The sequence below is a fragment of the Algihabitans sp. genome (genome assembly GCF_965226985.1).
In the GTDB taxonomy this organism is placed as follows: Bacteria; Pseudomonadota; Alphaproteobacteria; order Kiloniellales; family DSM-21159; genus Algihabitans.
Genome location: NZ_OZ245712.1, coordinates 2,571,972 through 2,585,899 on the forward strand (window position 1 = coordinate 2,571,972; position 13,928 = coordinate 2,585,899).

At 66.9% G+C, this 13,928-nt stretch carries 13 protein-coding genes; 11 read left to right on the forward strand and 2 right to left on the reverse strand.

What is annotated here, in order from left to right:
• Nucleotides 1-21 precede the first annotated feature (21 nt).
• Nucleotides 22-777, reverse strand: coding sequence for a hypothetical protein (locus ACO054_RS11835; protein WP_421706783.1), 756 nt, complete (start codon nt 775-777; stop codon nt 22-24).
• A gap of 146 nt (nt 778-923) precedes the next feature.
• Here ACO054_RS11835 and ACO054_RS11840 point away from each other — a divergent pair, with 146 nt between their 5' ends.
• The gene (locus tag ACO054_RS11840) at nt 924-1,892 is read left to right on the forward strand and encodes a class I SAM-dependent methyltransferase (RefSeq protein ID WP_421706784.1); all 969 of its coding nucleotides are present in this window, start codon (nt 924-926) and stop codon (nt 1,890-1,892) included.
• 104 nt (nt 1,893-1,996) lie between these two features.
• Nucleotides 1,997-2,911 (forward strand): hypothetical protein, encoded by a 915-nt coding sequence (locus ACO054_RS11845; RefSeq protein WP_421706785.1) that lies wholly within the window; start codon nt 1,997-1,999, stop codon nt 2,909-2,911.
• Here ACO054_RS11845 and ACO054_RS11850 read toward each other — a convergent pair.
• The gene (locus ACO054_RS11850; protein ID WP_421706786.1) at nt 2,908-4,173 is read right to left on the reverse strand and encodes a mitochondrial fission ELM1 family protein; all 1,266 of its coding nucleotides are present in this window, start codon (nt 4,171-4,173) and stop codon (nt 2,908-2,910) included. The genes ACO054_RS11845 and ACO054_RS11850 overlap by 4 nt on opposite strands.
• Nucleotides 4,174-4,329: 156 nt before the next feature.
• Here ACO054_RS11850 and ACO054_RS11855 point away from each other — a divergent pair, with 156 nt between their 5' ends.
• The 9 genes from ACO054_RS11855 to ACO054_RS11895 all read left to right on the forward strand — a co-directional run bounded on the left by ACO054_RS11855 (nt 4,330) and on the right by ACO054_RS11895 (nt 13,903).
• Complete coding sequence (locus ACO054_RS11855; protein WP_421706787.1) at nt 4,330-5,292, forward strand: sulfotransferase domain-containing protein; 963 nt, start codon at nt 4,330-4,332, stop codon at nt 5,290-5,292.
• A gap of 38 nt (nt 5,293-5,330) precedes the next feature.
• Nucleotides 5,331-6,233 (forward strand): hypothetical protein, encoded by a 903-nt coding sequence (locus ACO054_RS11860; protein WP_421706788.1) that lies wholly within the window; start codon nt 5,331-5,333, stop codon nt 6,231-6,233.
• Between the two features lie 147 nt (nt 6,234-6,380).
• Nucleotides 6,381-7,136, forward strand: coding sequence for a sterol desaturase family protein (locus ACO054_RS11865; protein WP_421706789.1), 756 nt, complete (start codon nt 6,381-6,383; stop codon nt 7,134-7,136).
• Nucleotides 7,137-7,144: 8 nt separating this feature from the next.
• A complete protein-coding gene (locus tag ACO054_RS11870) occupies nt 7,145-8,338 on the forward strand; it encodes a dATP pyrophosphohydrolase (RefSeq protein ID WP_421706790.1) in 1,194 nt (397 codons plus the stop codon).
• The gene (locus ACO054_RS11875) at nt 8,335-9,162 is read left to right on the forward strand and encodes a nucleotidyltransferase family protein (protein WP_421706791.1); all 828 of its coding nucleotides are present in this window, start codon (nt 8,335-8,337) and stop codon (nt 9,160-9,162) included. Before ACO054_RS11870 ends, ACO054_RS11875 begins: the two co-directional genes overlap by 4 nt.
• Nucleotides 9,163-9,165: 3 nt before the next feature.
• Entirely contained in the window at nt 9,166-10,104 is a 939-nt protein-coding gene (locus tag ACO054_RS11880) for a metallophosphoesterase family protein (RefSeq protein ID WP_421706792.1), read from the forward strand.
• Between the two features lie 306 nt (nt 10,105-10,410).
• A complete protein-coding gene (gene lptF, locus ACO054_RS11885) occupies nt 10,411-11,646 on the forward strand; it encodes an LPS export ABC transporter permease LptF (protein WP_421706793.1) in 1,236 nt (411 codons plus the stop codon).
• Nucleotides 11,634-12,740 (forward strand): LptF/LptG family permease, encoded by a 1,107-nt coding sequence (locus ACO054_RS11890; RefSeq protein ID WP_421706794.1) that lies wholly within the window; start codon nt 11,634-11,636, stop codon nt 12,738-12,740. The genes lptF and ACO054_RS11890 overlap by 13 nt, the downstream gene beginning before the upstream one ends.
• 176 nt (nt 12,741-12,916) lie before the next feature.
• Nucleotides 12,917-13,903, forward strand: a complete 987-nt coding sequence (locus tag ACO054_RS11895; protein ID WP_421706795.1) for a lysophospholipid acyltransferase family protein — start codon at nt 12,917-12,919, stop codon at nt 13,901-13,903.
• Nucleotides 13,904-13,928 lie beyond the last annotated feature (25 nt).

Below are 13,928 nucleotides of genomic sequence, written 5' to 3' on the forward strand. Positions count from 1 at the left end.
TGGTCGGCGAACTGGCGGCGGCTAGCCCCCCGGTGCCACTGGCGCGGACGGCGGGTCGACCGGGGTCCGCTCCGTCGCCGCCGGCAGCAGCGGCAGGCCGGCCCGGTCGCCGACCGTCGGCTCACTGGTATAGAGGCGGGGAAAGCGGCGGGCAAGGCAGCGCAGAACGGCGATATCGGTGTCCGCATGCTTGCTGCGCGTGCTGCCCCACTCGCGGATGAGTGGGTTGTCGGCGTAGGCGTGGCTGATCTCGAAACTGAAGCCGCTCATGACGACGCGATCGTAGCTGCGCTCCCCCAGGCCGAGAGCCAGAGTCACGATGCCGGTCGAGGGCACCTTCCGCTCCATGCAGGCCAACACCTCCGGATCCTGGCCGCAGAGATCCCGGATCAGTTCCAGGTAGTGGTCCAGGCCGGGGGCGAGGAACCGTTCGTAACGATAGCCACGCGCCGCCAACTGGGCACGGAAGTAGAGCGAAGAGGTGCGCAGCCCCTTGATCCGGTGCAGAGCACGCTTCCAGGCGGTGCCGCCTCGCCGGGGGCGCGGAAAGAAATAGAGGTTTTCGGTCCGCAGGCCGCGCAGGGCCTGGAGCGCCAGGCGGTTCGGCGCCTTGCGGCCGGAGGTGAGGATCGCGGACATCACGGTGTAGCGCGGTTTCGGCAAACCGAGCCGCGCCGCCGAAGCACCCGAGGCATTGGCGCAGGCCAGATCGTCGTAGCTGCCTGGCGGCGGCAGGCTGGGATCGGGCTTTGAGCCGAGCACCAAGAGCGTTGCCATCGGGTCGAGGGTCCTCCTGCCCGGCGAGCGCCATCCTGCGGGCGCCCCGGGAGCGTCTTGTTCGGTCGGGCAGGTCCCGCTTGTCAAGGAAGGGGACGCAAAGGACTCGATTGTCAGGGCGCAACGCAGGCGCCAGGATCGAGTCCATGCTGACAAGTCTTCCCGATTCGCCCATCGCGCCGCTGCCCGCCTTCGCCGCCAGCGACGCTGCTCTCGCAATTTCGACCCAGGAACTGGCGTCCGCCTTCGCCCCCTTCGTCGCGCAGTATCCGAGCGCCGAGGAGGAGGTCTGGCGCACGGAAATCGAGCGTCGCCAGAAGAAGATCCGAAAAGGTTATCTCAAGCGCCAACTGCTCGGTTGGTTGCCGAGTCGTCAGCGCCGAGAAGACACGGTGGTCGAGGAGTACGACCGCGCCTGGAGCAAGATCGACGTCAGCACCTACGAGATCGGCGGAGAGCTGCCGCGCCTGGCACCCTGGGACTGGCGCGGTCAGCCGATGTTCGCCAGCGACCTGGGCGCTACCCGCGTGCGCCAGGTGATGCTGGTGCGCATGCTGGAGCAGCTGCGACCGCGCCGCGTGCTGGAGGTCGGCTGCGGCAACGGCATCAATCTGATGCTGCTGTCCGGCCGCTTCCCCGACGTCGCCTTCACCGGCGTCGAGCTGACCCGCGCCGGTCAGGCCGCCGCCCAGGACTTTCAACAGCAGGCCGAGATGCCCGAGGCATTGCAGAGCTATGCCCCGCTGCCGCTGACCGACATCACCGCCTTCCGCCGTGTCGATTTCCGCCAGGGCAACGCGGCGGATCTGCCCTTCGAGGCGGGTGCCTTCGATCTGGTCTACTCCTGCCTCGCGCTGGAGCAGATGGAACGAATCCGCCGGCAGGCCCTGGCCGAGGTTGCCCGGGTCTGCAGCCGTCACGCCTTCCTGATCGAGCCCTTCCGAGACATGAACGACAGCGGCTGGCCCCGCCGCAACGTGATCCGGCGGGACTACTTTCGAGGGCGGATCGACGAGCTTAAGGACCACGGGCTGACGCCGGTTTGGGCCACCAACGATTTCCCGCAGGAAGCCTTTCTGAAGGTCTGCGCCGTGTTGGCGGAAAAGCGCGCCTGACGCCGCCATGCGAACCCGCCCCTTTCCGAACGGCGGAGCGTCTTGCAAGCCGGCGCGCGATGCCTATTGTGTCGCCTCACGAGAAACCTGACGGATTCTGCCTCATGCCCAAGCCCTGCGCCTTCATCCACACCAACGAGCGGCAGTATCTCGGCGCCCTGGTGTCGCGCCATTCCATGATGCGCAACTCGCGGAACCGCGAGTCCTTCGACGTGAAGATCATCCATACGAAGGACCATCCCTTCCTGCGCGCGCGGGAGGGTCAGCCCTTCCTGCGCGAGGGCGGCTCGCGGGTGTGGCGCTACGACGACCTGCAGTCCTTCACGCCGCTGCGCTTCATGCCACCGGAACTGATGGGCTACGAGGGCCGCGCCGTGGTGGTCGACCCCGACATCTTCGCCGTCGGCGACGTCTGGGAGCTGCTGAACCGCGATATGGAGGGCAAGGCCATCATCTGCCGGGCCCGGACCGGCAGCAAAGGCCTGGACGGCTGTATGGCCAGCAGCGTGATGCTGCTCGACTGCGCGCAGCTGACCCACTGGCAGGTGGAGAAGAACTTCACCGAACTGTTCGAGCGCAAGCGCGACTACATGGAATGGATCTGCCTCAAGACAGAGCCGCGCAGCTCCCTCGGCAAGCTGGAAAACCGCTGGAACGACTTCGATCACCTGGGGCCCGAGACCAAGCTTCTGCACAACACCAAGCGCCAGACCCAGCCCTGGAAGACCGGCCTGCCCGTCGATTTCACCGCGGCCTCCAAGAAGTTCAAGGCGACACGGCCGAAGACCTGGATGCGGCCGTTGAAGCGGGCGATGCTGGGCTGGGGCGGCGCCCCCTCCCACTATCAGCCGCACCCCGATACGGCGCAGCAGAACTTCTTCTTTGGACTCTTGCGCGAATGCCTGGACGAGGGCGTCGTCACCGAAGCGCAGCTTCAGGAGGAGATGCGCCTGAACCACATCCGCCATGACGCCCTGGATGTGCTGGACCGGACTCCGCCGCTGCCCGCCGCCGCCTAAACGGCCTTGCGGCCAGGGTCGATTCGGCCAGGGTCGACTGGGGGAGTGTCGATTCGGGTAGCCTCGGTCGAGGCAACAACCGCAGGATCCGCCGCGCCCGACAAGTCGGATGCGACTTCGGACGACGGCGCGTCGTCGAACAGCGCGGCGACGGCCGCCACGGCCCGGTCGACGCTCTCCAGCGGCGGGGGCGGCGTATCCGGGAAGGGATCGCCCAGCCAGACAGCGCGGCCGGTTTCGATGAGCTTGCGGTGGACGATGCGGATGTCCCGGGTCATCCGCTTCGGCGGCACCTTCATGGCCATGCGGAAGATAAAGGCGCGCAGATAATCGCGCTGCCAACCCTCGCGCGACTGGCGAGCGGCGCCCGCCTCCTGCCCTGGACGCATCGCGTACTTGCCCTCGCCGAGATCGAAGATATGCACCGGTTTACGCGTTGCGCAGGCCTCGGCCAGCATCGACATGCTGTCGCCGGTCACGATCAACTCCTTCGCCAGGGCGAGGTAAGCGAAGTAGGGGTTCTCCTTGGCCTTGGCGCTCCAGCGGTAGAGATACGCGGGTGCGTCCAACGCCTGCTCGAAGGCCGCGAGGGCGTCCGGCGGCGTGCGCGCGCTGGTGGTCACCAGCAGCGAGCCGCCGCGCGCCTTGGCGAAGGCGCTGGCTTGGCGCGCCAGCCGCGCCCCGGCAGCGGGGTCAAAGGTGTAGGGTCCGCTGTTGCCGCCCATGATCACCGCGATGTGGGGTTCCGGCAGATCGGCGAAGCGCGGCCGCCAGGCCGTAGCCTGAGCCTCCAGGCGGTCGTCCTGGATTCGATGCAGCGGTGTCTCGTTATGCAGGATGTTCGGCAGTCGAGGCAGCCGGTACTGCGGCGTCGTCACGATCAGGTCGAAACGCTCGATCGCCGCCCAGGTCCGCCCGACATGGACCAGCCGCACCCGCTGGCCGGCCGCCTGCTGCTGGATCCAGCGGCAGATCGGCTCGTTCCGCCGTCCGGCGGTCAGGATCAGATCGGGCCAGGGCGGCTCCAGGGGACTGGAGGCGCTCTTGACCATACCCAGCAGGTTTCCGCCGAGCAGCAGGTTGGTCGCCAGCTCGGTCCGGCGGTAGACGAAGCGCTTGATCTCGAAGGGCCAGCCCAGACGGCTTTGAAGCCCCTCGGCCAACGCCAGAACCTGGGAGTTGTCGCCGGCCCGATGCCCCGTCATCAGCCAGATTCGCGGCGGCGGGGCAATACCGGCTTGCTGCGCTGCTCTCTCGGTCACCTCGACCCTCCGATGTCACGCCCCACGGCGAAGCCGAGGCCCCCGGGCACGGCGCATTGCGCTTTGCCGGCATCGCTGCTAGGAGGGGCGTAATTCCAATGACACACCGCTGCAAACCCGGCTGCGAAGCTGGCCGCAAACCTGGATAGCCTAGCCATGCGTGATGCCATGGGGCGGATCCTGCGGGCGCTCGTTCTGCTCCTGCTGTTCTTTCTGCCCAAACCCCGCAAACTCCGTCTCGAACGCTGGCTGCGCGGCCGCGAAGATCTTCGGCGCCTGCGCCGCGCGGACTGCGTCGTGGTGTCTTTCGGCAAGAGCGGCCGAACCTGGTTGCGCGTCATGCTCTCGCGCTTCTTCCAGGTCAAGCACGACTTGCCCGAGGGGGCGCTGATCGGCTTCGAGAACCTGCACCGCAAGAACCCGGCGATCCCCAAGATCCTCTTCACCCATGACAACTACCTGAAAGACTACACCGGCAAGGTGTCGGACAAGTCCGACTACGCGCACAGCAAGGTCGTGCTGCTGGTGCGCCATCCCGCCGATGTCGCCGTTTCGCAGTACTTCCAATGGAAACACCGCATGCGGCCGGCCAAGAAGGCTTTGAACGACTATCCGCCCCACGGCGCCGAGGTCTCGCTGTTCGACTTCGTCATGCGCGAGTCGAGCGGGCTTCCGAAGATCATCGACTTCATGAACGCCTGGGCCAAGGCCATGCCGGAGCTGTCCTCGCTTCTGGTCGTGCGCTACGAGGACATGCGGGCTCGCCCGGAGGAAACCCTCGGCACGATCCTGGAGTTCGTCGGCACGGCGGCCAGCGCGACGGAGCTGAACGAGGTTGTGGAGTTCGCCCGCTTCGACAATATGAAGAAGCTGGAGAGTAAGCGGGTCTTCTGGCTCAGCGGCGGCCGCATGGTACCCGGCGACCGCAGCGACCCCAATTCCTACAAGGTGCGCCGCGCCAAGGTCGGCGGCTACCGCGACGACTTCAGCGCCGAAGAACTGGCACAGATCGACGCCCTGGTCGCCGGCACCCTGGATCCGAGTTTCGGCTACGACCGGCCGTCCGGAGCATCCGCGCAGACAGCGGCAGGGGCGGCAGCAGGCACGGCCGGCAGCTAAGGCGACCGAGAGAACAAGCGCGGGACGGAGAAACTGACGTGGAACACTGCGTTTTCATCCATACCAACGAACGGCAGATGCTAGGCGCGCTGGTGGCCCAGTACGCCCTGAAGCGCAACTCGCCCAACGCCGACAAGTTCGAGGTCCGGCTGATCAAGACCGAGGACCACCCCTTCCTGCTGTCCTACGAAGGCAAGAGCTTCCTGCGCGACGGGGTGGAGCGGGTCTGGCGCAACGACGACCTGCAGTCCTTCACGCCGCTGCGCTTCATGCCGCCGGAACTGATGGGCTACCAGGGCCGCGCCGTGGTGATCGATCCCGACATCTTCGCGGTCGGCGATATCTGGGAGCTGCTGAACCGCGATATGGGCGGCAAGGCGATCCTTTGCCGCTACCGCTCCGGCGTGAAGCGTCTGTTCCGCTTCTGGGCCTCCAGCGTCATGCTGCTGGACTGCGCGAAGCTGACCCATTGGCGCTGCGAGGAGCAGTTCGGGGAGATGTTCGCCTTTAAGCGCGACTACATGCAGTGGGTCAGCCTGAAGCTGGAACCGCAGGACAGCATCGGCCTGCTGGAGGATCACTGGAACGACTTCGACCACCTGGGGCCGGAGACGCGCATGCTGCACAACACGCGCCGCCTGACCCAGCCCTGGAAGACCGGCCTGCCCGTCGACTTCACGCCGGCCGAGCGCCACCGCCTCTTCCCGCCGCTGGGCTGGATCATGCGGGCGCGGCGGCACCTCTTCGGTCAACACGGCATGCTGGGGCGCTATCGCCGGCATCCGGACAGCAATCAGGAAGCGCTCTTCTTCGGCCTGCTGCGCGAGTGCCTGGACCAGGGGCTGGTCAGCGAGGATCTGGTCCGCGCCGAGATGCGGCAGAACTTCGTCCGCCACGACGCCTTCGAGGTCTTGGAGCGCACGCCGCCGCTGGCGGCCTGAAAACGGGCGACGCCGGCCAAGAGGCCCGCTGGGACCTTCCGCTGGGACTTCCCGCTGGGACTTCCCCTTGTCGGATTCCGGCCGGCTGATTACTTTGGTGTTCGGTTCGCAGCAAGGCGAATCCGAGAAACGAGAGGGGTTTGCGCGGTGAAGTTCGGAGTCTGGTCGGGCCGGAAGTACTTCCTCGACAAGATGAGCCTCGGCGAGCTGGTCAAGGCTTACTTCACCTACTATGCGATCCTTGTCTACTTCGCCCTGGCGGCGGCAGCGATCGCGGTGTCGGTCGCCCTGGCGGAGACCGCCATGGCGCCCTTGCTGTCCGCCGTGGCGGTGGTCTTGCTCTATCCCCTGGTCGAGTATCTGCTGCACCGCTTCGTGCTGCACGCGCGCTTCCTCTACAAGTCGCCGCTGACGGCCAAGCTGTGGAAGCGAATCCACTTCGACCATCACCAAAACCCCAACGATCTCAGCGTTCTGTTCGGCGCTCTTCATACGACGCTGCCACCGATCGCGATCATCACCCTGCCGCTGGGCTGGGCCATCGGCGGACCGGCGGCGGCCGCGGCCGCCTTCGCCGCAGGCCTGCTGGTCTTCGCCTTCTACGAATTCTGCCACTGTGTGCAGCATCTGCCCTTCAAACCGCGTTCGGCCTGGCTGCAGCGGATCAAGAAGAGCCACGTGGCCCATCACTTCCACAACGAACAGGGCAACTTCGGGATCACCAGTTTCGTCTGGGATCGCGCGTTCGGCACCTACTACGCCCACGCCAAGCAGGTGCAACGCAGCCCGACCGTGTACAATCTGGGCTACACGCTGGACGAAGCCGCCCGCTATCCCTGGGTCGAGGACTTTACTGACGCGCCCCGCAGACCCGACCCGGTGTCCGCCCCGGCCGGTGAGTAGCTCGGCCTGTGGCTAGCTCGGCGCAGGCCGAGACCGGCGCCGCCCTCCCCCGGAACCGGGCGGCCGCGCCCCTGTCCGTCGAGCAAGGGCAAGGTCGCCGCGACCTGAAACGCTTCTTCGCGGTGGCCGAGGCTCTCTACGCCGACGATCCCAACTGGATTGCGCCGCTTCGCTTCGAGCGCCTGCGCCACTTCGATCCGCGCCGCAACCCCTTCTTCGCGCACGCCGACTTCGCCTTCTGGACCGCCTGGCGCGGCGGACGCCCGGTCGGTCGTATCAGCGCTCAGATCGACCGGGCCCAACTGGACCGGTCCGGAGAGACCATCGGCCATTTCGGCTGCCTGGAGGCCGAAGACGATCCGGAGGTCTTCGCAAAGCTGTGCGGGACGGCGGAGACCTGGTTGCGCGAACGCGGCATGACAGAGGTCCGAGGACCCTTCAGCCTGTCGATCAACGACGAGTGCGGCCTGCTGGTGGAGGGCTTCGATTCGCCGGCCTGCTTCATGATGAACTATGCGCCGCGCTACTATGCCGCGCGCCTGGAGGAGCAGGGGTACCGCAAGGCGAAGGACATGGTCGCCTACTACTACGATGTAGCGGCGGCCGAACCGCCGGCGGCGCGCAGCTTTCTGGAGAATGCCCAGCGCGCCAAGAAGCTGACCTTCCGCGACGCGGATCTGTCCGATGTCTCCGGCGAGCTTCGGCACATCAAGGAGATCTTCAACGACGCCTGGTCCGACAACTGGGGCTTCGTCCCCATGACGGACGCCGACGTGACCTACCTCGAGACCAATCTCAAACCCTTGCTGACCGCCGACTCCATCTGCTTCGGCATGGTCGAGGGCGAGGCGGTCGCGATGTGCGTGATTCTGCCCAATATGAACGAGGCCTTCGCCGGGCTGCGCGGGCGGCTACTGCCCTTCGGCTGGCTCAAGCTGCTCTGGCGCCTGAAGGTGCGCCGGCTGAAGAGCGGACGCATGGCCATCATGGGCGTCAAGCGGCGCTTCCACGGCACCACGCGGGGTACGGCCCTGGCGCTCGGCGTAATCGACCGCATCCGCAGCCATCACCGCAAACGCGGGCTGGTCTGGGCAGAACTCTCCTGGGTTCTGGAGGACAATCTGGCGGCCCGGCGCATCGTGGAATCCTGGGGCGGCGAGGCCTACAAGACCTATCGCATCTACGAGAAGTCGCTGTCGTGAGGGAAGACACCAGCTTCACGGAACCGACGACCTTCACCGCGCTCGTTCTGGCAGGCCAGAGGCCCGGACGCGATGCCCTTGCCGAGTCGTCGGGCGTCAGCCATCGCTGCCTGGTACCCACCGGCGGCGTGCCGATGCTGGCGCGGGTCGTCGAGGCCCTCAATCGGAGCGCCGACGTCGGCCGGGTCGTCGTCTCGGTCGAGGCCCCCACGGTCCTCGACGCGATTGCCGACTTCGTCACCCAGGACGGAGGAGCCGCGCCCGATGCCGTAGCGACGGCGGAGAGCCCCAGCCAAAGCGTCCTGCGCGCGCTGAAGAGCCTGCCGGAAGGGCCGCCCTACCTGATCACGACCGCCGATCATGCCCTGCTGACGCCCGCCTTGGTCGAGCGCTTCGTCGCCCTGGCCCGCGACAGCGGCGCCGCCGTGGTGACCGGCGTCGCCAGCGCCGCGACCATCCAGACCGCCTACCCCGACGCCAAGCGCACCTATCTGAGACTGCGCGACGGCTCCTACAGCGGTTGCAATCTCTACGCGGTGCTCGATCCGGCGGGGCTGCGGGTCGTCGACTTCTGGGGCCGTGTGGAACAGGAGCGCAAACGACCCTGGCGCATGGCCTGGGCGCTTGGGCCGACGATGCTGCTGCGCTACCTTCTCGGCCGGCTCAGCCTTGACGATGCGGCCTGTCATCTCTCCAAGCTGACCGGCGTCTCCTGCGCCGCCGTTGTGCTGCCGGTCGCCGAGGCCGCGATCGACGTCGACAAGGCCGCCGACCTGACCCTGGTCGAGAGCATCCTGCGCGAACGTTCCGACGCGGCCGCCTAGGCGATGTTCAGGCTGGCGCACCTCTCCGACCCCCACATCGCACCGCTGCCGTCGCCCAGCTGGCGGCAGCTGACGAACAAACGTCTGCTCGGCTACCTCTCCTGGAAACGTCGGCGGCAGCATGTCCACAGGCGCGAGGTCCTAGACGCCGTGACCCGCGACCTGCAACGGGAGCGCCCGGATCATACGGTCGTCACCGGCGACCTGACCAACATCGCCCTGCCCGCCGAGTTCGATCAGGCCGCCGACTGGCTGCGCGAACTGGGCACGCCCGAGTCGGTCAGCGTGATCCCGGGCAATCACGACGCCAGCGTCACGGTGCCCTGGGCCGAGTCCCTGGGGCGGATCGCGGCCTACATGACCTCCTACGGCGAGACCGACGCAGCGCCAGCCAGCAACACGCACTCCGCAGCGGCCGCCTTTCCCTTCCTGCGGCGCTGCGGCGAGGTCGCTCTGATCGGGCTCTCGACGGCCCTGCCGACACCGCCGGCCTTCGCGACCGGGAAGCTCGGCAGCGGGCAGATCGCGGCGTTGGAGGACGACCTGGCACGGCTGGGCCGGGAGGGTCTGTTCCGCTGCGTACTGCTGCACCATCCGCCGGTCGAGGGAGCCGTGCGCGCGCGCAAGCGACTGATCGATGCGGAGGCCTTTCGCCAGGCCGTTGCGCGAAGCGGCGCGGAGATGATTCTTCACGGGCACGACCACCGGCTGACTCGGGCCGAGATCCCGGGCCCGAACGGTCCGGTGCCGGTCTGCGGAGTCCCCTCGGCTTCTGCGCTGGCCAGTCACGGCCGGCCAGCGGCGCTCTGCCAGTTCTACGGAATCGGCCGCCAAGACGGCGCCTGGCGCATCGATGTCAGCGCACGAAGCTACTGCGAAGAGAAAGGAGAGCTGAAACCGACCCAAACGCGCGAAACCATCCGGATTTCGTCCCGCGAATAACAGTCGACAGGCCGCGAAGCCTGTTGCAGGGTGCGCGCGGCTGAAGCTGGCGGGTCCGTCGAGATTCGACTGCTCGCCGCAAGGCCGGTTGGCGGAGCGAGTGCGCGCACGGTCGCTCGCAAGGCGCGGATCGCACCGGACAGATCACGAACTCGACAGGTAACGCGTTCGACGTAGCAAGCCCGGCCTCGGCCTCCCACGTCACGGGGTCGGCCCTACCAGGTCCAACGGACCCCCAACGACGTTCGAAGGAGTCTGTTTTTCGGCGCAGGAGCTTCCGGCCCGCGCCGCCAGCGAACCGCAGCCATGAAAACCCTCGACCGCTATCTTCTGAGCGAGACCTTGCGCCCCTTCGCGGTGACGCTGCTGCTCGCCTTGCTGGTCCTGCTGGTAGAACGCTTGCTCCGACTTCTCGACCTTGCGTTGGGCACCGAGGGGCCCCTGCAGGTTCTGGTGCAGATGCTGACCTACCTCGTGCCCCACTACATCGGGCTCGCGCTGCCCTTTGGCTTCTTTCTCGGCGTGCTGATCGGCTTTCGCAGGCTGCACCGCGATAGCGAGCTGGACGCCCTGCTGGGGAGCGGGGTTAGCCTGCATCGACTGCTGCGACCCAGCATGGCGGTCGCCCTTTGCGTCGCGGCCGTTTCCGTCGTAACCCTGGGCTACCTGCAACCCTACAGCCGCTACGCCTACAAATCCATGGTGCATACGGCGACCGGAACGGTGATCCAGGCGATCCTGGAGCCCGGCACCTTCACCAGCGTCGAGGGCACCACGCTTCTGGCCGAGGAGATCTCCACGGACCGCCGCCAGTTCCGAGGCGTTTTCCTCTACACCCAGAACGATGACGGCGCCTGGAGCGCCGTGACGGCTGAGGAAGGCCTTCTGGTGGTGGGCCAGGAGGGACGGGCCCCAGCGGTCGTCCTGCGGAACGGCGTACTGCTGCATGGACCGGGCGCCGCACCGGGCTCGGGACAGGACGAAGGCGAGGCCGGCCCGGTCGAAAAGGGCACCCTGCGCTTCGAGAGCCGCACCGCGAGCCTGGCGGACGGCTCCAGTACGCTCTACCCGCCGCGGGGCAGCCACGAGCGCGAGATGACCCTGACGGAGCTCTGGCAGCAGCGACACGTCCCCAACGCGGAGGTCGGCTCGGCAGACATGGTGGCCGAGTTCCACGGCAGGATCGTCAGGATCCTGTCCGTCTTCGCCCTACCCTTTCTGGCCGTGCCCCTCGCGCTCGGCACGCGCAACCGGGGACGCGGCCGCCTGGTCGGCATCGCCATCGGTGTGGTCGCCCTGGTCGGCTACCACGAGGTCCTGAACTTCGGCGAAAACCTTGTGGAGTCGGAGGAGGCCCATCCCTTCCTCGGTTTGTGGCTGCCCTTCCTGGTCTTCCTGACGGTCAGCCTGATCGCGTTCCTGCGGGTCGCCCAGAGGCTCTCGCTCGGAAGCGTCCTCGCCTGGTCCGGGCGTGCCGCGGCGCAAACCGCCGAAACGCCCGAGGCGCCGGTCCGAGAAGAGGCGAGACGATGCGCGTCCTGAGCCTCTACTTCACGCGCCTCTTTCTCGCCAGATTCGCCCTGGTGCTCTTCGGCATGGTCACGATCCTGCTGAGCTTCGAGCTGCTCGAGCGGGGAGACAACGTGCTGAACGCTGCGGACGGCGAGCTGGCCGCGCTGCTACGTTTCGCCCTGTGGCGGCTACCCGATTTCGTGTCGCACCTCTTGCCGATCGCCACGCTGCTCGGCGCCATCATGACCCTGGGCGAGTTGGCTCGGCACCATGAACTGGAGGTGATCTGGAGTACCGGGACCTCACCGGCGCGCCTGATCGTCGGCCTGCTGCCGGTCTCGCTGCTGCTGGTCGGCTTGCAGTTCGCCGTCGATAACTGGGCCGTGCCGCCGGCGATGGAGAAGGTGCGCGCCATGGGCATGGATAGTTTCGAGAGCAGCAGACTGGGAGACGACACCGGCAACGTCTGGCTGCGCAGCGGCTCCGACTTTCTGCGCATCCCGACCGAGGCGGCCCGCTCCGGCGAGCTGAGCGGCCTGGTTATCTTTCGCAGGGACGAGTCCGGCGCCTTGATCGAGCATCTGAGCGCCGCCGAGGCCGAGCCGACCGAGGACGGCTGGCTGCTGCGCGATGTCCGCCAATACGACGCGCAGACGCAGCAGAGCAACAGGCGGGCCACGCTCTTCTGGGCCGGACGCCTGGACCTGGATCAGCTCGTGCAGTTGTCGGTCGAACCGCGGGAGCTGGATCTCGCCGAAATGCGCACCCTGGCGGCCAACAACGCCTTCGGGCAGCGCCGGGTCGAGGTTTACGAAACCTGGCTCCATCAGCGGCTGGCCTCGGCGCTCGTGCCCTTGTTGATGGTGGCGCTCGTCGTCTCGCTCGGCCAGTACCTGCGAGCCCGCCGCACGGTCGCCTGGATCTTCATGGCGGCCGTCGCCATCAGCTTCGGCTACCTGGTCTTCGCACGCGCGACGCTGGCAATGGGCGAACTGGGTGTCCTGCCGCCCTGGCTGGCGGCCTGGGGACCGGCACTGGCCCTGGCCAGCCTGGTCGGCAGCGTTCTTCTGTTTCGGGATTCCGGCCGGCAGCCGCCGCAGGGTGCGGTTCCCTCCACTCACTGACTCGGGTCTGTGATATTGCTATGTAAAGCCGGTGGCGCTCGGCTCGAAACTGTCGGCCGAAGGCCGCGCAAAAGCCTCCTCTCCCTCGAATAGCAGGAACGCTATCCCTAAATCGTGCGTACGATCCATCGAAGGATACGTACGGTTGTCACGAGACAGAACTGCGATAGAAGACCTTGGCACGCACCTACCTTACGCCTTCGCTGGATCGAGCCGCACAGCGCTCACCGCTGATCAAAAAAGCGATCTGGGGTGCCGAGTACGCCTGTCTCGCAACCTTCTGGGGCTTCTGTCGTCTCGTTCCGCCGCGCATCGCCTCGGCAATCGGTCACCGGCTCGTCTGGTCCTACGCGCCCCGCCTCTCGAAGTTTGGTCATTCGGTCCGCAACCTGAGCATTGCCTTTCCCGGCAAGAGTCAGGGGGAGATCACGGACCTGGCGCGCCAGAGCTGGGCGGCGACCGGGCGCGTACTGGCGGAGTATCCGCATGTGCGCAAGATCTGCACCCGCAGCGACCAAGAGGGCACCGAACTGCTGGTCGACAACGAGGTCGAAGCCCTGCTGCGGGACGGCAAGCCGATCATGTTCATCACGGCCCACATCGGCAATTGGGAGCTGGCCGCCGGTGTGATCGCCCATCGCCTGAAGCTGCCGCTCAGCGTCATCTACAGCCCGCAGCAAAACCCCTACATCGCCCGTATGGTCCTAGGCATGCGGCGCGGTCTTGCCTGCGAGCTGATCGAAAAGCGCAACTCGATCCGCGGGAGCCTGACCGCCCTGGGTAAGGGACGCAGCATCGGCATGCTGATCGACACCCGCTCCGACGAAGGCGAGTTGGTTCCCTTCTTCGGGATCGACGCCATGACCTCCCTGGTCCCCGCTCGCCTGGCCGTACGCATGAAAGTGCCGATGGTCCCGGTCCGGGTGGAGCGGCGCGAGGGGGCGCGCTTTCGCATTCACCTCATGAAGCCGATCCCCCTCTGCCCCGAAGCACGCGACGAGCGGGAGACGGCCTTGGCGCTAACGAAAGCGATCCTGTCTCACTACGAAACCTGGATCAGCGAACAGCCCGGAGACTGGCTCTGCTCCAAAAGGCGTTGGCCGAAAGGCGCCTCCCCCCGAGCGGCTGCTTCCAAGGCAGTGACCTCCGACGCCAGCGCCTAGAGCAGGATCGCCTTAGGTGGAAGCC

Coding starts and splice junctions, on each gene's coding strand:
- ACO054_RS11835 (WP_421706783.1), bottom strand. CDS start 777: ATGGCAACGCTCTTGGTGCTCGGCTCAAAGCCCGATCCCAGCCTGCCG.
- ACO054_RS11840 (WP_421706784.1), top strand. CDS start 924: ATGCTGACAAGTCTTCCCGATTCGCCCATCGCGCCGCTGCCCGCCTTC.
- ACO054_RS11845 (WP_421706785.1), top strand. CDS start 1,997: ATGCCCAAGCCCTGCGCCTTCATCCACACCAACGAGCGGCAGTATCTC.
- ACO054_RS11855 (WP_421706787.1), top strand. CDS start 4,330: ATGCGTGATGCCATGGGGCGGATCCTGCGGGCGCTCGTTCTGCTCCTG.
- ACO054_RS11880 (WP_421706792.1), top strand. CDS start 9,166: ATGTTCAGGCTGGCGCACCTCTCCGACCCCCACATCGCACCGCTGCCG.
- lptF (WP_421706793.1), top strand. CDS start 10,411: ATGAAAACCCTCGACCGCTATCTTCTGAGCGAGACCTTGCGCCCCTTC.
- ACO054_RS11890 (WP_421706794.1), top strand. CDS start 11,634: ATGCGCGTCCTGAGCCTCTACTTCACGCGCCTCTTTCTCGCCAGATTC.